The 22,297-nt window shown below is 33.3% G+C and carries 24 protein-coding genes and 4 pseudogenes; 12 read left to right on the top strand and 16 right to left on the bottom strand.

Annotation, left to right across the window (positions count from 1 at the left end):
- Positions 1-157 precede the first annotated feature (157 nt).
- The 4 genes from EQ029_RS01950 to EQ029_RS01935 form a co-directional block, all read right to left on the bottom strand.
- On the bottom strand, positions 158-874 hold the full coding sequence (locus EQ029_RS01950) for an aggregation-promoting factor C-terminal-like domain-containing protein (RefSeq protein WP_016931233.1): 717 nt from the start codon (positions 872-874) through the stop codon (positions 158-160).
- Between the two features lie 452 nt (positions 875-1,326).
- The gene (locus EQ029_RS01945) at positions 1,327-2,751 is read right to left on the bottom strand and encodes a polyphosphate--AMP phosphotransferase (protein ID WP_016931232.1); all 1,425 of its coding nucleotides are present in this window, start codon (positions 2,749-2,751) and stop codon (positions 1,327-1,329) included.
- Positions 2,752-2,905: 154 nt separating this feature from the next.
- A complete protein-coding gene (locus EQ029_RS01940) occupies positions 2,906-3,964 on the bottom strand; it encodes a PTS sugar transporter subunit IIC (RefSeq protein ID WP_057504903.1) in 1,059 nt (352 codons plus the stop codon).
- A 301-nt stretch (positions 3,965-4,265) separates the two neighbouring features.
- Positions 4,266-4,805 carry a M23 family metallopeptidase gene (locus EQ029_RS01935; protein WP_370444500.1) on the bottom strand — a complete coding sequence of 180 codons (540 nt, stop codon included), beginning with the start codon at positions 4,803-4,805 and terminating at the stop codon, positions 4,266-4,268.
- 336 nt (positions 4,806-5,141) lie between these two features.
- Between EQ029_RS01935 and EQ029_RS01930 the strand changes: the two genes are divergently transcribed.
- From EQ029_RS01930 to EQ029_RS01920, 3 genes are all read left to right on the top strand, one after another.
- The gene (locus EQ029_RS01930) at positions 5,142-5,708 is read left to right on the top strand and encodes a TetR/AcrR family transcriptional regulator (protein ID WP_016931230.1); all 567 of its coding nucleotides are present in this window, start codon (positions 5,142-5,144) and stop codon (positions 5,706-5,708) included.
- Positions 5,709-5,916: 208 nt separating this feature from the next.
- Positions 5,917-6,861, top strand: coding sequence for an LLM class oxidoreductase (locus EQ029_RS01925; RefSeq protein WP_048668130.1), 945 nt, complete (start codon positions 5,917-5,919; stop codon positions 6,859-6,861).
- Between the two features lie 12 nt (positions 6,862-6,873).
- On the top strand, positions 6,874-7,110 hold the full coding sequence (locus EQ029_RS01920; RefSeq protein ID WP_011274805.1) for a DUF896 domain-containing protein: 237 nt from the start codon (positions 6,874-6,876) through the stop codon (positions 7,108-7,110).
- Between the two features lie 55 nt (positions 7,111-7,165).
- Here EQ029_RS01920 and EQ029_RS01915 read toward each other — a convergent pair whose 3' ends face one another.
- From EQ029_RS01915 to EQ029_RS01905, 3 genes and pseudogenes are all read right to left on the bottom strand, one after another.
- Positions 7,166-7,543, bottom strand: coding sequence for a VOC family protein (locus EQ029_RS01915; RefSeq protein ID WP_016931228.1), 378 nt, complete (start codon positions 7,541-7,543; stop codon positions 7,166-7,168).
- Between the two features lie 27 nt (positions 7,544-7,570).
- A complete protein-coding gene (locus EQ029_RS01910) occupies positions 7,571-8,389 on the bottom strand; it encodes an NmrA/HSCARG family protein (RefSeq protein WP_053021572.1) in 819 nt (272 codons plus the stop codon).
- 12 nt (positions 8,390-8,401) lie between these two features.
- A pseudogene (locus EQ029_RS01905) lies at positions 8,402-8,635 on the bottom strand (DUF2316 family protein); the annotation flags it as partial.
- On the opposite strand from EQ029_RS01905, the pseudogene EQ029_RS01900 reads away from it, so the two are divergent.
- The 6 genes and pseudogenes from EQ029_RS01900 to EQ029_RS01875 form a co-directional block, all read left to right on the top strand.
- Positions 8,631-8,849: pseudogene (locus EQ029_RS01900) on the top strand (SDR family NAD(P)-dependent oxidoreductase); the annotation flags it as partial. The pseudogenes EQ029_RS01905 and EQ029_RS01900 sit on opposite strands and share 5 nt — an antisense overlap.
- Before the next feature lie 36 nt (positions 8,850-8,885).
- Positions 8,886-9,890, top strand: a pseudogene (locus tag EQ029_RS01895) (amidohydrolase family protein).
- A 73-nt stretch (positions 9,891-9,963) separates the two neighbouring features.
- Entirely contained in the window at positions 9,964-10,800 is an 837-nt protein-coding gene (locus EQ029_RS01890) for an alpha/beta fold hydrolase (RefSeq protein WP_053030780.1), read from the top strand.
- A gap of 20 nt (positions 10,801-10,820) precedes the next feature.
- Entirely contained in the window at positions 10,821-11,036 is a 216-nt protein-coding gene (locus EQ029_RS01885; RefSeq protein WP_070855409.1) for a hypothetical protein, read from the top strand.
- A 168-nt stretch (positions 11,037-11,204) separates the two neighbouring features.
- Positions 11,205-11,567 (top strand): hypothetical protein, encoded by a 363-nt coding sequence (locus EQ029_RS01880; protein WP_230197443.1) that lies wholly within the window; start codon positions 11,205-11,207, stop codon positions 11,565-11,567.
- A 3-nt stretch (positions 11,568-11,570) separates the two neighbouring features.
- Complete coding sequence (locus tag EQ029_RS01875) at positions 11,571-12,518, top strand: amidohydrolase family protein (protein ID WP_053021576.1); 948 nt, start codon at positions 11,571-11,573, stop codon at positions 12,516-12,518.
- Between the two features lie 52 nt (positions 12,519-12,570).
- On the opposite strand, the gene EQ029_RS01870 is transcribed toward EQ029_RS01875, so the two are convergent.
- Positions 12,571-13,425 (bottom strand): fructosamine kinase family protein, encoded by an 855-nt coding sequence (locus EQ029_RS01870; protein WP_057504901.1) that lies wholly within the window; start codon positions 13,423-13,425, stop codon positions 12,571-12,573.
- A gap of 230 nt (positions 13,426-13,655) precedes the next feature.
- On the opposite strand from EQ029_RS01870, the gene EQ029_RS01865 reads away from it, so the two are divergent.
- Together EQ029_RS01865 and EQ029_RS01860 are read left to right on the top strand one after the other, a co-directional pair.
- A complete protein-coding gene (locus EQ029_RS01865) occupies positions 13,656-14,723 on the top strand; it encodes a quinone-dependent dihydroorotate dehydrogenase (protein WP_053021577.1) in 1,068 nt (355 codons plus the stop codon).
- 72 nt (positions 14,724-14,795) lie between these two features.
- A complete protein-coding gene (locus EQ029_RS01860) occupies positions 14,796-15,089 on the top strand; it encodes a hypothetical protein (protein WP_011274795.1) in 294 nt (97 codons plus the stop codon).
- Between the two features lie 52 nt (positions 15,090-15,141).
- Here EQ029_RS01860 and EQ029_RS01855 read toward each other — a convergent pair whose 3' ends face one another.
- The 5 genes from EQ029_RS01855 to EQ029_RS01840 all read right to left on the bottom strand — a co-directional run bounded on the left by EQ029_RS01855 (position 15,142) and on the right by EQ029_RS01840 (position 18,109).
- On the bottom strand, positions 15,142-15,858 hold the full coding sequence (locus tag EQ029_RS01855) for an epoxyqueuosine reductase QueH (protein WP_011274794.1): 717 nt from the start codon (positions 15,856-15,858) through the stop codon (positions 15,142-15,144).
- Between the two features lie 62 nt (positions 15,859-15,920).
- Entirely contained in the window at positions 15,921-16,424 is a 504-nt protein-coding gene (locus EQ029_RS01850; protein WP_053021578.1) for a hypothetical protein, read from the bottom strand.
- A gap of 3 nt (positions 16,425-16,427) precedes the next feature.
- On the bottom strand, positions 16,428-16,727 hold the full coding sequence (locus EQ029_RS12525) for a hypothetical protein (RefSeq protein ID WP_142380575.1): 300 nt from the start codon (positions 16,725-16,727) through the stop codon (positions 16,428-16,430).
- Positions 16,687-16,941: a hypothetical protein gene (locus EQ029_RS01845; RefSeq protein ID WP_011274791.1), complete on the bottom strand. Its 255-nt coding sequence runs from the start codon at positions 16,939-16,941 to the stop codon at positions 16,687-16,689. Before EQ029_RS01845 ends, EQ029_RS12525 begins: the two co-directional genes overlap by 41 nt.
- A 574-nt stretch (positions 16,942-17,515) precedes the next feature.
- The gene (locus EQ029_RS01840) at positions 17,516-18,109 is read right to left on the bottom strand and encodes a TetR/AcrR family transcriptional regulator (protein ID WP_011274789.1); all 594 of its coding nucleotides are present in this window, start codon (positions 18,107-18,109) and stop codon (positions 17,516-17,518) included.
- A gap of 115 nt (positions 18,110-18,224) precedes the next feature.
- On the opposite strand from EQ029_RS01840, the pseudogene EQ029_RS01835 reads away from it, so the two are divergent.
- Positions 18,225-18,464, top strand: a pseudogene (locus tag EQ029_RS01835) (CocE/NonD family hydrolase C-terminal non-catalytic domain-containing protein); the annotation flags it as partial.
- Positions 18,465-18,599: 135 nt separating this feature from the next.
- Here EQ029_RS01835 and EQ029_RS01830 read toward each other — a convergent pair.
- The 3 genes from EQ029_RS01830 to alsS all read right to left on the bottom strand — a co-directional run bounded on the left by EQ029_RS01830 (position 18,600) and on the right by alsS (position 22,163).
- Positions 18,600-19,487 (bottom strand): zinc ribbon domain-containing protein, encoded by an 888-nt coding sequence (locus tag EQ029_RS01830; RefSeq protein WP_016930672.1) that lies wholly within the window; start codon positions 19,485-19,487, stop codon positions 18,600-18,602.
- 272 nt (positions 19,488-19,759) lie between these two features.
- Positions 19,760-20,464, bottom strand: coding sequence for an acetolactate decarboxylase (gene budA, locus EQ029_RS01825; protein ID WP_011274787.1), 705 nt, complete (start codon positions 20,462-20,464; stop codon positions 19,760-19,762).
- Positions 20,465-20,498: 34 nt separating this feature from the next.
- Positions 20,499-22,163 carry an acetolactate synthase AlsS gene (gene alsS / locus EQ029_RS01820; protein ID WP_037537342.1) on the bottom strand — a complete coding sequence of 555 codons (1,665 nt, stop codon included), beginning with the start codon at positions 22,161-22,163 and terminating at the stop codon, positions 20,499-20,501.
- Positions 22,164-22,297: the final 134 nt, after the last annotated feature.

The following is a 22,297-nucleotide window of genomic DNA, read 5'->3' as shown; positions in this document are numbered from 1 at the left end:
ACACTTTCGATTTGTTTATTGTCTTAGAATCTTCCCTATAATCGCGGTTGGTAAACGTTACGCTACAGTGTCTATTAAAACACAAAAAAGAGGCCGACCTTAAAGTCGACCTCTTCCCTCGATAACTCGATGTACTATCCAGTTACCTTAGTAAATCCTACCACCAACCGTGGTTAGCACGGAATGCAATTGCTGCATCTAATGAACCGTAACGGTTGTTAGCGTAGTTAATCATACCTTTAGTTTGTGAAGCTACTGAACCAGTACCCCATGATTCCATAGTTTGACCTAAACCTCTGTAACCAGCTGGGTTAACTGCGTTAGGATTACCACCTGATTCAGGCATTACGATTGCGTTCCAAGCAGCTTCAGTACCACCATTAGCTAAGAATTGTGCTTTAACTGAACCACCAGTTGAAGCTGATGAAGATGATGAAGTTGAAGCTGAGTATGAAGTAGTTTTTGGTGCAGATACTGCTTCAACGTTAGTGTTGCTTGATTGTTGGTTTGAGCTTACTGATTGAGTTGAAGCTTCGTTGCTGTATGAAGCTGAGTAGTCAGTTGATTGAGCAGCTGGAGCAGCTTGTGTAGTTGCTACTGTGTCAGCTCCACCAACGTAAGTGTAGTTCCAAGACCAAGATTGACCATCTGAAGTGAAGTTGTATTTGAAACCATCTTTAACGAATGTGATGTTGTATGCACCAGCTTGTACTGGGTGAGCATTTAATTCAGATGGGTTATTTTGAGCTAAGTTAGCTAATTGTGCATAGTTTGTAGTTGATTCAGATGCATGTGCACTGTTATCTGTAGTTAATGCATAACCTGTTACTCCTAAAGCTACTGCTAATGACGACGCGATTACTGTTTTTTTCATAATAAAAAATTCCTCCAAAAAAATTAGTTTATATTTTCGTTCTGTTAAATTCTTAAGTTATTGTGTTTTGTTCTGTGTTTAACTTTTGACAATAAGTACTATATCATAAAAAAACGCCAATAGTATTACGCTTATCTTACAAAAAATTACAATGAACGATTTATTTTGTAACATTGAAATATTTATATTTCATTCTGTAATATTATTTTTTGAACAAATCGTTTAAAATTTCATCATGAAATAAGGTTTTACAATACTCTTTTAAGAAATTTACAACAATTTTACATATTCTGTAATATTACAAATTGCCATTTTGTTACAATACCGTAATATTTCTAACAACTTAGAATATATTCAATTTATTTATATAACATAGAAAAACCAAGAAACGTTTCTATAATCAATCGTTTCTTGGTTCCATGATTCATCCAATTCAGTAATTAATTTATCACTTAATAATCCTTGACACCCCATAATACTTTTTCGCATTTACGAATAATATATTTCATTATTTCTATTCTTGATGTTTTCTTATGATCTGCTGGTACGACTAGCCATGGTGCATGTGTTGTATTTGTTTTTTTAACCATGTCGTGGCTGGCTTCAACGTATAAATCCCACTTGTCTCGATTACGCCAATCTTCATCAGTGATTTTCCATTGTTTATCTACATTATTTTGACGATCTTTAAAACGTTTAAGCTGTTCGTCTTTATCCAATGTCAGGAAGAATTTCAAGATAATAGCACCTTCATCCGTCCACATCTTTTCAAATGCGTTGATCTCATCATAAGCACGTTGCCATTCATTTACTGTTGCAAACCCTTCAATTCGCTCAACTAATACACGCCCATACCAACTTCTATCAAATAATTCGATATGACCGCTTCTTGGCATATCTTTTGCAAAGCGCCATAAATAATGATGTTTCAGTTCAACATCTGTCGGTGCACTGATACCATTAACTTCATAACCAGTTGGATCAAGCTTTTCCCTAATTCGTTTAATGTTACCACCTTTACCTGCTGCATCCATTCCTTCAAATACAAGAATTAACGGAATCTTTCTATCATATAATGCAAATTGTATTTCACGCATCCGTTTCTGCAATTCCGTAATTAATGTTTTATATTCTTCTTTAGAAACCTTTTCCACATCTTTATCAAACATTTCAGTAGAAAAACTTTCTGAGAATTTACCATCATACGCTTTATCCTTCGCATGGTGTTTTGCTATGGCTTGTTCTAAACGTTCAATTATGTGTTCATACATCTTTTCAATCGCGATTTGGCGTTCTGTATAGTCAATAATCTTCCATTGTTTATCCTGTTTAATAAATTGATGCATATCTTCTAAATACGTTTCTGTTGATAATACACTTCCATACTCTTGAACTTTCCAACGCATCAGTGGATTTTCTTTTGTTTGTTTAATATGTTCTTGTCTTTTATCTTCATTGATCTCAATAAAGAATTTGATAATTTCATAATCATCCTCGATTAACATATCTTCAAAAGATGCAATTTGTTCTTTTAAAACCTCGTAATTTTTATATCTTTCATGTTTAATTTCATTTTCCCGATAATCTAAATAATGAGAGTACCAGCTTCTAAAATAGACATTGATATCACCTTTTTTAGGTAATGTATTCCAATATTTTTGTAAAAACTGATAACGCAAATCATCCTTTTGTGGTGATTGTGTCGCAATAAAATGTGTATATTTGGCATCAAAATTGAGTAATAATTCATTTGAAAGTCGTGTTTTTCCAGAAGCAGGGACACCTTCAAATAGAATCATAACTGGAATACCTAATTCGTGTGTCTGTCTTGTAAGCTCAGCTGTCTTTAGTGCTAATTTTTCGATTTTATTAGCCATTAACCATTCACCCTTTATGTAACGTATTATTTCATTTTTATTGTAACACTATTTATTTCATATTTTATCTTAATCTCTATATGTATTCTCATTTTCAAAAAGAATTGATAAAATGCGATAATCAACACTTTATCAATTCCTATTTAACAAATGGTTAACCCATAAATTTATATATGTCGTTTGTATAAAGACGTAATACTTTTCGGAAAAAAATATCTAAAATAAATGCAGTTACTAATGGTACAACAAAGAACCCTAAAATAATGAGTAAGATACTTAATATTGCAGAATCTACATGTAAGAATTTAAAAGCACTAATTGGTCCAATCATTCCAATGAAACCAAATCCTGCAGACTCTTTAGTTCCCGCAATACCAATCAAGCTACCAGCAATTCCTGAAATACCAGCAGTTATAAGAATTGGTAACATTATTATTGGATATTTCACCATGTTAGGCATCATCATTTTCACACCGCCGAAGAATATAGAAATTGGTACTGCAACTCGGTTCACTTTGCTTGTCCCAATAAGTAATACTGCTTCAGTAGCTGAAATACCAATAGATGCTGAACCTGCTGCAAGACCTGTAATTCCAATAGCAATAGCTATCGCAACTGTTGATAATGGTGAAATAATAATAAAACTAAAGACCATAGAAATAAGCATACACATCAATACAGGTTGTAATTCTGTGAAGCTATTAACCATATTACCAATGCCAGTTGTAATCATATGTACATATGGCAATATAAGTACACCAATTGTAGCGGACAAACCACCTACGATAGTTGGATACACAATCAGTGCCATGCTACCAACACGTTTTTCAATTAATAAAATAAATAATACAGCAATCGTTGCAGTAATCATCGTATTAATCAAGTCTCCGATGCCGGCAATTACCCAGGCACCGTTCTTAAATTGTGCAGCCCCGCTTCCTACATAAGATGCACAAGCAACAACTGCAATCGCTAATGGTGTCATATCAAATTTCAAAGCAATGAGTGCTCCGATTAATGCGGGTACTGTAAATTGCATTGCTTGTACGACATGTAACAAAGTTCCAAAGAATGGATGATGATGCATGAATGCTTTAAAGATTTCTCCCAAAATGGCATTTGGTACTAAACCAACAACGATACCTATGGCTACACCCGATAGCACTCTAAATGTAAAATCTTTAACGCCTATTTCTCTAAGTGTTGATGTCATATAAAAAACCTCCTATTGTTTATTCTGCACACTTAATATGTGGCTCAATTTACTTTATAGCTAGTTCGCATGATGTTTTAATACTACTCATGCCAATCACTCATATAAGTAATGATAGATTTTACTATATCACAAATTCTAAATTTTCAGAATATTAAATTTAGTTTTTTCCTTAAAAATTTAAATTTAGTTACGATCATTGCTTTTAACCATTTGTACCATTCTTTTTTTAGTTATAAAATAAAAAAACTGAAACACAATTGTGCTTCAGATTAGTAATGATATCTATTAGTTTAACTAATTATATATTGAATAAACTCTTTTCCTTTTCTGGTAACTGATTTATAAATGGTTGTGGATCTTCAGCATAATCATTGCCTATACCACCTTTCATTCTTTGAAAATGTAAATGTGAGCCTGTTGTCTGTTCACCTGTATTACCAGATAATGCGATAACATCTCCAGCTTTAACTTTTTGACCTTGGGTTACTTTAAAATCGTTTAAGTGCATATACCATTGATGATATTGTCCATTTGATTCTGATATTTGTATCACTTTTCCACCTAATTCATCTTCAAATAATCTTGTGACAACCCCATCTGTCGCTGCTAGAACTTCGGTATTTTCAGGTAAATCATAATCGTTACCATAATGTTTGTCATTGCCTTCAAATTCTAGGCCATGATTATAAGTGCCATAACCATGCGTCAATCGTCCATCACGCTTCCAATCACCAAATTGATTATCATCATTTAAAGTCATTTGAGATGGTTGAATATCAATTTCACGAATTAAATAAGTTACGGATACACCGATACCTACACATATCAGTATAGTCATAACTATTTTGATAAATTGTTTCAAACATCGCTCTCCTTTTTAATTCATTATTATTCTGTATATTACCAAATATCAAGACAAGAAAGTGTATACTTTGCTTATAGTCAGACTAATTGACTAGATAATGAACAAAATTGACTATTACAATAGTAGAAACTCGTCTCATAATTAATTTTAACCATCATTAATTTAAAAATTTTATTAGGAAATTGAAGTTTGACTACTCTATTGTCTAGGTTGATGGTTACATATCATTGTAAGCGTGAACTTTGACAACCTTCTCTTTTCGACAGATAATTTAATGTAAGCTATAGGTCAACAAGGGAGGTGCCTATATTGACTACGACTAAAGTGGATCCTCGTATTATCAGAACAAAGAAACTGTTGGTAGAAGCGTTTCAAGAGGTTTCCCGAGAGAAAAAGATGTCACAAATCACTGTTAAAGACATTACTGAACGTGCCACGGTCAACCGAGCTACTTTCTACGCACATTTTACAGATAAATATGATATTCTCGATTACACTTTATCCGAAACAATTTTGAAAGATTTGAATGACACGTTAGCTATTTCTGATATGATTAATGAAGCCGTCATTACTAATCTATTTATATCTATTGCCAATTATATGGTTGAAGTACAAGATTCATGCAAGATGAATAGTGAAACGTTTTGTAACCAAGCCCATCAACGTATCAATAATGAATTAGAAGATATTTTTACCATTATGCTTCGCAATAGCTATCCTGAACAAGATATTGACGTACTCGTTAATAGTGCTAGTTTTCTAGCTTCAGGATTATGTGGTCTCGCTAGACATTGGCTCGATACCAGTTCGCTTACAGCAGAAGCTTTTATAGATAAAAATTTACCTTTCTTAATTCATCATATAACACACTTATAATTCAACTTCTGAGGCATTGCCTTAGAGGTTTTTTTATGGAAAAAACTAATCTAATCAACAAATACTGAGCATTGTTGTCTAAGCAACAAATTTCATAAGCATGTATGTTGCATATTATTTAAATGGAGCGTATATTACATTTATACAACACATGTTAGTTAGATAATAAGTGTTGTATAAATATTAATTGAAGTTGGGAGGTAAGGACATGTCAGATATTGATGAACACGAGGGATTTAAACGTACGTTTAAAAATAATAAATTGACGCTAGGTTTATCCATACCGTTTGATAATAAACAACAAAACAATATTGATTTTGATGAGCAAGTGAGACTCGCTCAAAAGGCAGAGTCTTTGGGGTTTGCAAGTTTATCTGTGAGAGATAATCCATTGTATAGCCCTCATTTAGGCAACGTTACTACGAATTATGATCCGTTCGTCTTTTTAACCTATCTGAGTGCCTTTACCTCAAAGATTGCACTGGGTACTGGTAGTACCGTAGCAACCTTACGACATCCCATTCATCTAGCTAAATCAGCTGCCTCACTTGATCTCATTTCCAATCAACGTTTATTACTCGGTATGGCTACCGGTGATCGCTCTTTTGAATTCCCTGCATTTAAAGTAGATGAAAATGAATTAACAGAACGTTATCAAACAACCATTCACTCAATAAGAGAACTTTGGCAATCACATTCTCCCAAAATCTCAAATTCAATTTTCGAATTATATGAAGATTCAGGGTTACAAGTATTGCCAAAACATCATACGATTCCAATGTTTGGTACGGGATATTCAAAACAATCAATGGCTTGGCTTCAAGAAAATATGGATGGTTGGTTATTTTACGCCCAACCTTTTCAAGAACAAAAGAAATTAGTTGAAGCTTGGCACAGTGGTACTGACCGCTTCAAACCGTTTATGAATATTCTAATGATTGATTTATCCCGAAATCCAAATGAAACCGTTAAACCGATCAAAGGTGGTTTCCGTACTGGACGTAAAAATTTATTACAAATATTAAAAGCTTATGAATCAATTAATACAAATCATATTATCTTAAGATTTACAAATGATGATCGTGATATCGAAGAACTCATAGAAGAAGTTGGAACGTATATTGTACCCCACTTTCCAGCACATACAAATTAGGAGGAATAAATAATGAGAGAATTACTAGATAGAATTAATCAATTAGCAAATAAAGAAAAAGTTGAAAGTTTGAGCGTTGAAGAAAAACAAGAACAACATCAATTAAGACAAGAATATTTAGGTATGATTAGAGGTCAAGTACTTCATACTTTCTCAACAATGAAAGTTTTAGACCCACTTGGTCAAGACGTTACACCTGATAAAGTGTATGACTTAAGAGAAGAATACGGCAATATTCAAGAAAATTAGTTGTATACAAAGTAAGGCCCTCGAAATTGATTTTTCGAGGGCTTTTGATTTTTAGCTAACAAACTAAGAAATTATATTTATGTCCATCTGGGTCTGCAAAAGTTGCACCATAGTATCCTTGATAAGTTCCTGGTTCATCAATCACTTTACCGCCTGATGATTCCACTTTTCGCATTAATTCATCTACTTCATCATTCGTTTTTACACCTAAAGATATAATGACTTCATTAGGTTGTTTTGAAACTGATTCATGCGTCACTTTTTCAAAATGGTTATTTTCAATTAAAATCACAATCGTTTGTCCGATTTTAATACCAACCATTTTGTCTAGCATATCTGGATTTTTATTAATTTCAAAGCCTAAATATCTGTAAAATTGCTCGCTACGTTCTAAATCTTCGACATGTAAATTAAACCACATTGATTGAATCATAGTCTTCCCCCTCATTTTCTAAAAAATTTAAAAATTCACTTCACTAATCCATTGCTCAAGCGTTAGACGACCGGGATTGATCTCATCCATTTGATTAAAATCAATTATATAACCTTTTTCTTCAAGCCATCCACGTTCTGCTGTACCACTTGAGAACGAACCTTTAATTTCTGTAAGTTTACCAGTTACCATTGCAAATGTTTTAACAACTTTTTTTAATGTAAGTTCATCAGAAGCGATTTCAATAGCTTGATGGTTATATTTTTCTGGATTGCCAAATACATTGGATGCAATTCTAGCGATATCTATTGAAGAAATCATTGCGAATTTAACATCTTGATTAATAAATTCAGGAATCATTATTTCTCCATTCTCAACTTTAGTAATTCTTAAGAAGTTATCCATAAAGAATGACGGTTTAATAATTGTATAATTTAATGAACTGTCTTTAAGTTCATTCTCAATATCAGCTAAGGCTTCGAAATGGGGACCTGTACGATCACGGTTGACGCCACCTGCAGTACTATAAACAACATAGTCGATATTTTGTTCTTCTGCCGTTTTAATAATCATCTTCCCTTGGCGTAATTCTTCTTCAATATCATCTACAATAATTGGTTGAACACTATAAACACCATATTGTTCTTTCATAGCATTTGTTAAACTATCTTGGTCACTTAAATCGCCCTCAAATATTTCTAAATTGTCATTATCTATTGAAGCTAATTTTTCATTACTTTTATTACGTGTAAAAGCACGAACTTTCCAACCATCTAACAATAATCGTTTTACTACAGCATTGCCTTGTTTACCTGTAGCACCTATAACTAATATACTTTTACCCATTATTTATCTCTCCTATTGTAAAAACCAATAATCTTCTTTTTCACCTTTTAAATACGTATAATCTTTTGGTTGATCACCATTCTGTCTAATATTGTCATTTATTAAATCACGAACATCCCATACTAAGTGTATAAATGTTTGTAATTTATTACCAAAGAATCCATTAGGGGCATCCATGTTTAATACCCTTTCCACTTCTTCTACTGAAATATTCATTTCATGAGCAATATTTTCAATACTTGCGGTAACGATGCTGACAGTACAATATGCTAAAGGACTACCTCATATTCAAATCAATGCTGCAGACCCAGGTTCAACAAACACTGATCTAGTTGGTGATTTCAGTAATAACTCTAAGCCAGCCTCAGAAGGTATTATCCCTATCATTAAACTTGCAACGATTGATAAAAATGGTCCTACAGGTACATTCATTGATGGGAATGGCACAATGCCTTGGTAACTTTGAACGATTAATTAAATTTAGGAGGCTTTTCTAATGAAAAGTATTAACTTTGAAGAACATTATGTTGTAGAAGAGATTCAAAAAGAAACAATGAAATATATGTCATCAGATCCTAATGGTGTACCAATGAAAACAATGCTTGAAGGTCTTGAACAAAAATCAGGTTTCACAGATGCTGATGAAATCTCATATCATGATAAACGTATTGATTTTATGGATAAACATGATGTCGAAATGCAAGTACTATCATATGGTAATGGTGCGCCTTCAAACTTAGAAGGACAACGTGCAATTGATTTATGTAAAAAGGCAAACGATACATTAGCAGAATATGTTGAAAAATATCCAGATCGCTTTGTTGGATTTGCGACTTTACCAATTAATGAACCAGAAGCAGCAGTTGAAGAATTTAAACGTTGTATCAATGACTTAAAATTCAAAGGCGCTTTAATTATGGGTCACCCTAAAAATGGTTTCCTTGATCAGGAGGAATACGAACCATTATTTGCGGCTGCAGAAGAATTAAACGCACCGATTTATTTACATCCATCTCCAATTCAAAGTGATGTATATCAAGCTTACTATAAAGGTAACTATCCTGATGTAACAGCAGCTACATTCGCTTGTTTCGGTTATGGTTGGCATGTAGATGTAGGTATTCACGCAATTCATTTAGTACTTTCAGGTGTATTTGATCGTCATCCAAACTTAAATATTATTATTGGACATTGAGGTGAATTTGTACCTTTCTTCTTAGAACGTATGGATTCAATTTTATTTGCAGATCACCTACAACATCCAATTAGTCACTATTTCAAAAATAATTTCTACATCACACCGAGTGGCATGTTAACGAAACCACAATTTGATTTAGTTAAAGCAGAAGTCGGTGTTGATAGAATCTTATATTCAGCCGACTACCCTTATGTAGAACCTGAGCAACTTGGAACTTTCTTAAGCAATCTAGGTTTAACAGAAGAAGAACAAGAGAAAATCAGTTATACCAATGGTGCTAAATTATTGGGTTTAGATAAATAATTGTATAGCTACAATTAAAGAATAAATCGTACCAATTCAATCGCATAATCAAACTTTATCGGAGGTTTTATAAATGGAAACATTAGAATTACAAGGCGCTAAATTACGTTATCACAAAGTGGGCAATGGTCCTGTTATCATCTTCATCCCTGGTGCAAACGGAACTGGAGATATCTTTATGCCACTTGCACAACAATTAAAAGATAAATTCACTGTTGTCGCTGTAGATCGACGTGGATATGGACAAAGTGAATTAACTGAACCACTACCTGAGGAAGCAATCAATCCAGATAGTCGTTACCGAGTTAAACGTGATGCGCAAGATATCGCTGAATTGGCAAAATCATTAAGTGATGAGCCAGTATATGTATTAGGTTCAAGCTCCGGTTCAATCGTAGCAATGCATGTTTTAAAAGAACATCCTGAAGTTGTTAAAAAAATTGCATTCCACGAACCACCAATTAACACATTCTTACCAGATGCGAAATATTGGCAAGATAAAAACGCTGAAATCATTGATATTGCGATTAATGAAGGTATGCCTCAAGCAATGAAATTGTTTGGTGAAACGTTACAAATTAGTAAATTAGACCAACAATACATGTCAAAACCAGCAGAAGCTGAAAATGATGCTGACAGTAAAAAACGTTTCGATGAAATGTTGGGTTGGTTCAAATATGAAATTCGTCAATATACAGAATCTGATATTTCAATTGATGGTTTCAAAAAACATAAAGACATCATTACTTTATTAAATGGGACAGCTTCAAAAGGTTCATTCCCACAAGAAGTTAACTTCTTCATTTCTGAAGAAACTGGCACCAAAATTATCGACATTCCAGGTGGTCACTTAGGATACGTTCAAGACTCTGAAGGATTCGCTAAAGTATTACTTGAAATGTGGGCTTAAATTAAAGGAGTGTCATTATAGTGCTTTTCACTAGAAATAAACCATATACTAATAAAACGTTACTAGCTAAAGAAGATATTCTTGAGCTCATTCAATTCGAACGTTTCTGTCGTGATAATGCCCTATGGGAAAGCACGGAAACATGTTTCGCAGATAATTCTTATATCAATATTTCATGGTTTAAAGGTAATGGTAGTGAATTTGTCGCTTCATCCATGATCCTAGGACATAAATAGTGTAATATTATTATTTTGCAAATTCGCAGTAGCTGACTGAACTGAGAAGACGCTTAAATCAAGCTTCTCTCAGTTCTAGTCAGCCTTGCGGGGGTGGGAAGACGAATTTAAAAGAATTCTGTCCCACTCCCTCAAATTTGGATTAATGACACGCGTGCTGTAGCGATTATGCAAGCGACCATTCAAACACGCCTTCCAATTCAAAATGTTGAAATGGAATTACAATCAGATGCCAAATTAGTATATTGTCTCGAACAAGATGATCAAGGCGTTTGGTATATTACGCGTCTTGAATGTATATATGAGAAAGATAGCTTAACACCTGTTAAACCTACGACGATTAATTTGCCAAAGGATGACTTTACAGATTATCGTTCAAGCTATGCTTGCTTATCTTATGCATTAAATGCCATTGGCTATGATGTGAACAGTGAGTTACAAGGTATTGATAGACCAAATGAAGTTAATGCTTATTATGATGAAATTGATGATTGGCTAACTTTTAAAGAAGAAGAGAAAGAGGCGTATTAAAATATGAAGAAAATTGATTTACATGCACATTATATATCACCTGGATTCTCGAAATTTCTAGATGATTATTTCGATGGCAAAGGTGATGGTGTGGCGACACCGAAATTCTCACCTGAAGGTTATTTAGAATTAATGGCACGTATGGAAATTGAATATGGTGTGCTATCTATTTCGAGCCCACATATCAGTGTGGCGCCAGATGAAGAAATGATTTATTTAGCTAAAGAAGTCAATGCCTATGCAACTGAATTTACACACAAATATCCAGAGCAATTAGGTTTCTTTGCGACACTACCATTACCATTGGTTAAAGAGAGCATTGAGACGATTGATACTGCATTAGATCAGCAAGGTGCTTTAGGTTTCACTTTACCTACGAATGCACGTGGTATTTATGTTGGCGATGACCGCCTAGATAAAGTCTTAGCTAAATTAGATGAGCGTCATGCCGTTGTTGCACTTCATCCGAATGAACCTAAGCCTAATATTGAAGCAATGAGCGACGTTGTTCCTGCACCATTAATGGAATTCATCTTTGATACAACACGTACGGTCATTTACATGAGTCAAAACAATGTGTTTAGCAAATATCCAAATATTAAGTGGATTATTCCACATTGTGGTGCATTACTTCCTGTCATTGCTCAACGTGTTGCAATGGGTAATAAAATGTTTGAAAGTGAGCGTAAACCTGACGACTTAGAACAAGTTATGAAAGAGTTATACTTTGATTTAGCTGGTAAAGTTCTACCTTATCAGCTTCCAAATATTGCTCAATGTGTAGACATGGATAAAATTGTATATGGTTCAGATGCACCTTATACAACAGATCAAGTTGTAACGATGTTAGCTGATGAATTAGAATCAACTGAATTAATCTCACGACATGAACTTGAAAAAATGTTATATGATAACGGCAAACAATTATTAAAATCAATTAATGAAAAATAATAAACATGGGTGGCACCGGTATCACTGTACCTGTACCACCCATAGTTATTAATTACGCCAATATTTCATCCATTGATCGATTCACACTACTTGCGTACATTCCACCAAATTTAAGTAAATGAACCATAAATAAATATAATCTATAAAATTCTAAACGTTTACGTGACCCTTTTCCTAAAGGATAATGTTTCTCATATTCGTCATAAAATTCTCGGGTAAATCCACCAAATACAGTAGTGATTCCTAAATCAAACTCCCTATCGCCATAAAACGGTGCAGGATCGAATAAAGCGGGACTACCATCTGTTAAGAACATATAATTGCCACCCCATAAGTCCCCATGCAACAATGACGGATTACTATTGTGATTTTCTAGTTCATTTACCATCACTGTACGGACTTGTTCATAGACTTTATTATCTTCGTCATTCCATAATCCTTTCCTCATGAGTTCATCTCTCAGATGATCCATACGACGTTCGACAAAGATTTCAATCCACGAATCAGACCAAGTATTATCAAATGAAATATCTCCACCTTCATGAGGTAAATCAAATCCAAATTTGCCGTCAGATTGTTGCTGGCTATGCATTTTGGCTACTAATTGACCTAGTTCTTGTTGACTACCGGTCGTTCCCTCATCTAAGTAACTCAATATTAAGAAAGCATCACCATTAATTTCACCGCTATCAATCACATGTGGTGCTGTAACACCTGCTTCCTCAAAAGCGTTAAGTCCAGCAATTTCAGCAGCATAGAATGATTTATCACGATTGCGTTGAACTAACAAGAAATAAACGTCATCTTCTGTAGTTACTTTGAATGCTTCGTTCACATCTCCACCACTCACCGTCTTAATATCTCGTATATGATTTAATGGTAATTGTTCTTGCCAATCTTTTTTCATGATGTTTCCTCCTTCGAATACATCTTCTCACTTTATTATTATATTTCCTGAAAAAGGACTATTTAATCGTTAGCATATATATCCACATTTAAGTTGAGGCAAATTTTTAAACAGTTTCTAAATTAACTATGCAATTATTGTTGAACATGCTAGTCTTAGAGAGGAATGTTTTTTCAATGATATTAAATGAGGATAGTAAGCCTCAAATACAATGAAATAGGAGCATTAAAATGTATAAATTAATTAAACCACTATTATTTAAATTCGACCCTGAAAAAGCGCACGACATGACCATCGATGCTTTAAAACTTGGCCAAAAACGCCCTTTTTTACTACCTATTATGCACAAAATCTTCAACTATGAAGATCCTTCTTTAACACAAACAATTAAAGGTATCACATTTAACAACCCAATTGGTTTAGCTGCTGGCTTTGACAAATCTTGCGAAGTACCTAAAGCACTTGAAAATGTTGGCTTCGGTGCACTTGAATTAGGTGGTATTACACCAAAACCTCAAGATGGCAATCCGAAACCACGTATGTATCGTCTAGTTGAAGATAATGCATTAATCAATCGTATGGGCTTTAATAATATTGGAATGAATAGAGCGTTATGGAATTTACGTCGCCACTCATACAATATCCCTGTTGGTTTAAATGTTGGTGTAAATAAAACGACACCTTATAATGAGCGTTATCAAGATTACATTAAAGTAATTGATACGTTTAAAGCTGATGTCTCATTTTTTACAGTTAACATAAGTTCACCAAATACTGAGAATTTACAAAGTTTCCATGATAAAGATGAATTTTCAATGTTATGCAAAGCTTTGAAAGACTTTAAAGCCAATACAGAAGTAAATGTCCCTATTTTCTTAAAATTAACTTCTGATTTAGAACTAGATGGTTTTAAAAATATTTTACCTGCAATCACTGAAACCTTTGATGGTATGATTCTAGCGAATACAACTCGTAAGCGTGATGGTCTCACTTCTTCGAATAAAGTAGAAGATGGCGGATTAAGTGGGCAACCCCTTTTCAAAAGGAATTTAGAGTTAGTGAAATGGGCATACCAACAAACAAATGGAGAATTCTTAATTATCGGCACAGGCGGTATATTTAGTGCTAAAGATGCCATTCAAATGATGCGAAATGGTGCATCTCTTGTTCAAATCTATTCTTCATTAGTTATTGAAGGTCCAGGTTTGACGAAGAAGATAAACAAAGACATCGCTGCTTACTTAAAGCAACATAATTATAATAACGTGAGTGATATTATTGGATTAGACGCGAAATAATATAGCTTTACTTAATTATAAAAAGTACTATACTTAAGCCAAAGATAACAAGTTTACCGGAGGGGTATACGTATGACTGCAGAAGATAAAAATACAAAACAAAATGCAGACCAACCGTCTAAAAGTAAAGAACAGCCTTCAAATCAAAATGATAAATTGACAAAAGATGACGATAATAGCATTGGCTATAATGGCGAAAAGAAGACCGCACTTGATCTTGAAATTGAACGCGAGTTGCTTGAAATGATGGAAAATGAAGATCCAGAACCTGAGAAGCAGAAAAAAGGTTTAAAAATTGCAGGTATCCTATCTGCATTTGTGATTGCCATTCTAGCCATTATACGTTTTATTAATCGAACAATATAAAATACGACTCCTAATTTGAAAGGATTAAACTTCAAATTAGGAGTCATTTTCTTTAAAATTGCTGTAAAAAGTCTTTAGCTTCTTGATTGATTTGTTTAAAATCGATGCCTTGAGCCATCGCTGCGAAGACACATCCACAATAGCATTGTCGAAATATATGATAGTCATTACACATCTCTATTGAACGTTCATAGCCCTTATTTTTCTTGAAGTCACTCGGCAAGTAGCTCACGTCATATAAATGTTGTACTTCCATACCCAGTTCATTTATAAGTTGCGCATTCTTTTTAGGTGATAGTGTGAGTGCACTTCCAAAGTAGTCATACCCGTATTTCACAGCAGCTTCAGCAACTAGCTCCAAACGCATTTCGAAACATGCTGTACAACGTAACCCTCCTTCTGGTTCTTCAGTGAGGCCACGTGATTTTGCCATTTTCATAAATTCATGCGGTTTATATTCCGCTTCAATATATTTAACATTCTTTCCGGTTCTCTCATTAAAATCATTAACAAATTGTTCCTGAACTTTTGCACGTCTTAAATATTCATTTTTAGGATGTATATTGGGATTCGCAAAATAAATTGCCACGTCAGCATACTCCGTTAAATATTCTAACGTATAAGTGCTACATGGCGCACAACAACTATGTAGTAAGATTTTAGGTCTTAAACCTTCCCTTTCCCATTGATTAATTAATTTTTTCAATACCCTATCGTAGTTGATTTTTTGATTCTTCATTTTAGCAATAATTGGATCAGCTTTTAACATAAAAATGACTCCTTAAGCATTATATAAATTTATTATATAATAATTAAGGAGTTGAATAATAGTTAATATTCTTTTTTGAGCATAATCATATAGTAAATAAACATGATACCGCCGAATAGCACACCAGAAAATGCACATTTGATTAATTGTTCTTTGAAGTCAAATCCGTCATTAAAAATATAAGGGAAGATAACCCCCGTAATAATAAACATCACCGTTGCAAAATAAACGACGAAAAACGAGCATTTTATTGCATGCTTTTTCACCCATTGTTTGTATTCTTCAGCTGAATGAGCTTTTAACTCATCTAAACGGTTTCTTCTATTAATCCAAAGAGATACAAACGTTAAGATAACACTCAACGCTAATAAGCATATTGTTCCAAAATTCACTGTTTCTCTCTTCATATCAATAACCAAACTTATTGTACCTAAGATAACTATTGTAATATATGTCAATAAAAACATAACCGCGAACTTATGTTCAAGCACACCTTGCTCACGCTCATCACGACCTGTGGGATTTTGAGTGAACCAATTAAATAATATTTGACTAAATTTATCCATTTCTTAATCCCCCTCACCATATTCTTTAACAATTTTACCTTTACCAACGAAATAACTTACTACGCCGAAAATTAAAGCAGAAATAAAATTAAATGTTATGAAAAATCCTAATTCAATCTTTTGATCTGAAAAATATAGTCGCGTTAAATTAAGTAGGCTCATGATTACACCGAACATAATACCACCGAAAATACTGCCTAACTTATGCTTCTTTAATAGTCTTTGATATGCTTCTTTAGAATAAACTCGATTTTCATCTAAATTATTTTTTTCGGATGCCCCTCGATAAGAAAATACTAGCAATAAAGAATAAAACAAATATACCGATGGTCGGTACATTAACACGTTGAACAACATAATCATTAATTAAACTTATAAAAGCTAAGATTAGTAAGCCTAAATAAGTGATAATAAATGTTGTAGTGACGTGTCCGTATAATTCTTCTTTTTCACGTTCATCAAGTTCAGTCGTTGTACCGATGATTCGATTAATCATCTTATCTCTAAAATTAGTCATCCTCAACCACCTCAAGATTATTGATAACTCTTTATGTAAAATATAAACGACATTAAGATGAATATCAAATATAGCCGACACACACATTGATTAATTTGCTTAACATCAAGTGTTATGCTAAAATATCTTTAATGAAAAACACCTAGCACGTTTGTGACTTGGTACTAGGTGTAAAAATAAAGGACATATTACTGACTTATAGGTAAGCCAATATGTATCTCCAATTTCTATTATTGGGCTAACGTTTTCTTAATTGCGAGTTAAGAAAACGTTATTTTTTATACTTTATTTCAAATATTAAAATAATTATATAACCCAAGATACATAGAATGTCATTTAATGGGAGATGAACCGTTATATCTATTGTCATCATGCTCCCCCTCTCTCCCAATTGGATTCATAGAGTTAGAGATACATAACAACGTAATAGGTTCCCTCATTTTTATGCGTTTCATTATACATCGTATGCTATTATATAAAACTCAATAATATATGCTTAATTCAACAATTTATAATAATCTTTTTAAAATTAAAAAGCTCCTAATCACTAATATCAGTAATTAGAAGCCATACATTATTTATTAATCTCTCTTTGTATAATTGTAGCTGGTCCATTATTAACAATATCATAGAAGTATTGAATTAAATCTTCTTTAGGGATGCGGTTACCATCCTCAACCCAATGTCTTAAGAACGATAATCCTGCACCTGAAACATAGCTCATAAAATATGAGAAAGGTATACCACTAATATCACCATCTAAATTAGTAAAACTATTTAAATAGTTCGTTAGCAAGCCATATAATTTTTCATGCAATCTAGATTCAGTGCCTATTTTGAACATTAATTGATAAAACGTTATATTTTCTTCAATATGTGCAATAAGAAATTCCATTATATGTCTTAAGTCTTCTGTTGAGAACTTTCCACCACTACTCTTTTTACTCTCTTTAATAAAATTACGCACAATATCTACATGTTCATCTTCCATCTTGTCTAGCAAGTCATATTTATCTAAATAATGCGTATAAAATGTACCACGGTTAATATCAGCTAAATCAGTAATTTGTTGTACAGTAACATCATTGAAATCATACTTATGTAATAAATCTATGAATGCTGTTTTAATCGCTTGTTGAGATTTTCTAATTCTACGATCCTGAGTCATTTGATAGACCTCACTTTAAATGTTTGTTTTTGTACAATTATATCGGCTTTGTTGGTTTTCGTACAATTGCATGCATATTGATCGTTGTAACGTTCAACGTTACGGTTTAACATAAGTTAGCCCAAATGAAATCGTGCCAGTCGAAATAGAATTATTACCATCTGGTACTTTATTTAAAAAAGATGAGTCATTAGCAGTTGTTGTTAAAGGTAACGAAATTATCAAAGGTAATAGCACCCCTTTACCTAATATGAAAACACGTTATGAACACGAAGATACAGTAAACAGAGGCAATCACCTTGTTTATACTGGTAGCGGTTATGATTCACACTTAATTATTCCAGTAATTGAATAATTATTTAAAGTAAAACAAACATTAAACATATTCCTTTTCTCAATACCTAAAAGCCAGCAGATGAATTAAAAAAATTCACTTACTGGCTTTTAAATTTATATATCATCTACCATTAATAATTATCCCACGCAATTATTAGAGCCAACGCCAAAATAATTGATGTAAAATACCTAAATCATCATATCGATGAATGATAGTTGAACCAAATAAATGTAAGGCAAATCCAATAATAACAAAGAAAATCATAACACTATAGAAACTCGCAAAACGTAACGTATGATTTACACTATATTTTGAAATTAAATAAACTGATGATGTTAAAAGTAAAATCACTGAAAAGGCAATCAATATACCACTAAAAATATACATTTCAAAGAAAAACACAATAAATCCTAAAAATAGTATACTTACTGATAATGTATTAACTAATATATAATCAGATAAAATCTTTTTAAAGGAAATGCTTTCTACTATCATTAAGCGAATAACGGCGAATGTTACGATAAATAAAAACGCAAGTGCTAGCATAGTAGTTAATACAAATTTCAAGATAATTGTTGCAGTATCAACAAAATAACCATCAAATAAACTTGCTGAAAGTAGGTGTAATAACATTCCCAATATAAGTAAACCAATAATAACTAATGATGATAGCAAAGTAATACTAAATGACTTATTCCCTTTCATCACTACATCATGAGAAGTAAAAGCTTGCTTAAGAAATTGCTTACTTTCATTAAAGGTCGATTTCACCTTAATCGTGAATGGACCTTCAGCATAACGGTGTTCATAAGACATATATCTATGTGCAAATTCACCACGATCGTACTCACTATGATTCTGTTCTCCATTAATTTGTTCTTGCTTAATAGCTGTAGAATGACTTGTAGATTGAATCTCCGAATTGAATGATTCTGTTGTCGATTGCGTTGATTGAGATAATGAACCATTTAATTTATTACCACAACTACCGCAATATTGATCTCCTTGTTGATATGTCTGACCACAATTTGGACATTGCATTAGGGCTACCTCCATAAATATAAAATTCTAAGTTATTATACCATTATTTTATATTGTGTCATATATTATATTTTATAAATTAAAAAAAGAGGCTGGGACAAAATAAAATGTCTCAGCCTATTTTATCATTTTGTCAGTAGATGACTAATTTGAAAATGCGCTTGAATCAAGCTTTTTTCAAACCTAGTCATCCTTGCCGGGGTAGGACTACGAAATAAATTTTGAGAAAATATTATTTCTGTCCTACTCCCTTCTATAGTTATGATTGTTAATTATTCAGCTTCTCTAATCTCTGCATCTACATCTGCATAATCAATTTCTGTTTCTGTAAATGTTTTATTATTAACTGGGAAATGTTGTTCGAATGTTTCGAAATTCTGTATTTCAACAGTTACATCGTCTACTTCAAAGTCTAATACATGACCACCAAAGTTGCGATCGTCATTAGCAAAGTGAATATGGAAGCCAGCTGATCCAATACCGTGGAATAATTCTGGAGTAAAGAATCCAATAACTGTTCCTTTAATATCTTCACGCGTTTCCTCTGGTTGTCTACGTGCTGAATCAATTAATCTAGTGTAAGGTGGCTCTTGTTTAGGCATCATGCGTACGTGCATTTTTTTAAATGTACCGCTTATTTTCACTGCAGAGAATAAGTTATCACTTAACATATGTTCTTTAACTTCGTTTAACACTGTTTCAGAGTCTTTATTTGAAGTTTGATATGTTTGATCTGCTTCAAAACGTGTAATTGTTGCATATGGCGTCATTTCATCACCATTTAGTTTCTTAAACTCCTTGTGCTCGTTAGCATGGAATGCTTCACCATCTAAAAAGATAACCTCACCATTAGAACCTGTTAATGTAGCTAGTCCTGAATCACCATGTTCTAATAGTTCATCGATAGACGCAGTTCCTTCTAATAGACCTGCCATTAATGTACCTAAAGTACCATGTTGATATAATACGTGACTCATTGAATATTCACTCCTATGTTTGTTTGACTAATAATTAATTTAAAGAATCTGGTAATACATTCGTTGATAATTTGATATTGTCTTTATAATTCACTGGGATATCAATTAATACAGGGCCTTCAGTTGCATAGCCTTCTTTTAAAGCGGCTTCTAATTCTTCTTGATTAGTAACACGTAACCCTTTTGCACCGAATGATTCAGCATATTTCACATAATCAACTGGCCCAAATTCAACTCCAGCTGAACGTTTATATTTCATTTCTTCTTGGAACTCTACCATATTATATTTTCCATCATTCCAAATTAATTGGATGATGTTTAGATTTTTACGTACGGCTGTTTCTAAATCTTGACCTGAGAATAAGAAACCGCCATCTCCAGCTACTGACACAACTTGAGTATTTGGGCGAACTAATGCAGCTGCGATTGCCCAAGGTAGAGCAACACCAAGTGTTTGCATACCATTACTAAATAGTAAATGTCTAGGATTGTAACTTCTAAATTTACGTGCCATCCAAATATAATGGCTACCTACGTCTACAGTAACAGTTGTATCGTCAGTTAGTGTTTTTTGCATTGTTTCAATAATTTCTAATGGATGCATTACGCCATCTTCATGTGTGTACTTGATACCTGTTGCTTCAATGACTTCTGCTCTCAAACGTTCTAAGTCATCTAAACGATTTTGATTAATAATAGGTTCATGCACATTTTCAGATAGGAGTTGAATTGTCCCTGCAATATTGCCAATTAATTCTTTTTTAGGGCGTAAAAAGTTAGTGATTTCAGCCTGTACTTCATCAATAACAATGATTTCTGTATCTAATTCTTTATTCCAATTACTTGCTTCGTATTCAATTGGATCATAACCAATTGCAACAACTAAGTCAGCTTTTCTTAATAATTCGTCACCTACTTGGTTACGGAATAAACCGACTCTTCCGAAGAAGTGATTTTCTAATTCACGGTTAAGTACACCGGCACCCTGGAATGTTTCAACAACTGGTAAATTTGATTTAGCAACTAATTGACGAATTGCTTCTGTTTCTTTCTCACTTGAACTTCTCATACCTACTAGCAACACTGGGAATTTCGCATGTTTTATAGCTTTGATAACGTCTTGAATGTCTTCTGAATTTGGAACACCTAGTTGTGGTTGTTCACATAAATCAATTGCATTAGATGTTACTGGAGACTCAATAACATCTTGTGGGATACTAATAAAACTTGCACCATTTTTACCTGAAGTCGCTGTACGAATAGCGTTTGTCATTACTTCAGATAGAGACTCAGGATCTTGTACTTCTGCGCTATATTTCGTAGATGATCTTAAAAGAGAAGCGTTATCTACTGCTTGATGCGTCATACGTAATAAATCGTTACGTTTAACTTGACCACCGATAGCTAACACTGGATCACCTTCTGAAGTCGCTGTTAATAATCCAGTTGTTAAGTTACTTACTCCAGGGCCACTCGTTACTAATGCCACACCTGGTTTACCAGTTAAACGACCGATACCTTGTGCCATCATGGCAGCATTTTGTTCGTGACGTGTCACAATAAGTTCTGGACCATCATCTTCAAGAGCATTAAAGAGATAGTCTATTTTAGCTCCTGGAATACCAAATACGTAATCTACATTATTATTTTTTAAAGTATCAATGACCATGTTTGCAGCAGAATAGTTTTCTTTAGTCATCTGAATTCATATCCTTTCAAGTTCCGTTTTAAATTTTAATATTAAAAAGAAGCCACCTACATGTCTATTTTTTAAGGGAAAAAGAGGGAAAGACTTAGTTACATGAGTTGTGGCTTCTTTATATTTAAAGTTAC

The sequence above is a fragment of the Staphylococcus haemolyticus genome (assembly GCF_006094395.1).
Classification (GTDB): Bacteria; Bacillota; Bacilli; order Staphylococcales; family Staphylococcaceae; genus Staphylococcus; species Staphylococcus haemolyticus.
The sequence above is the reverse complement of the archived record's forward strand: the minus strand, read 5'-3'. Positions and strand labels throughout refer to the sequence as shown.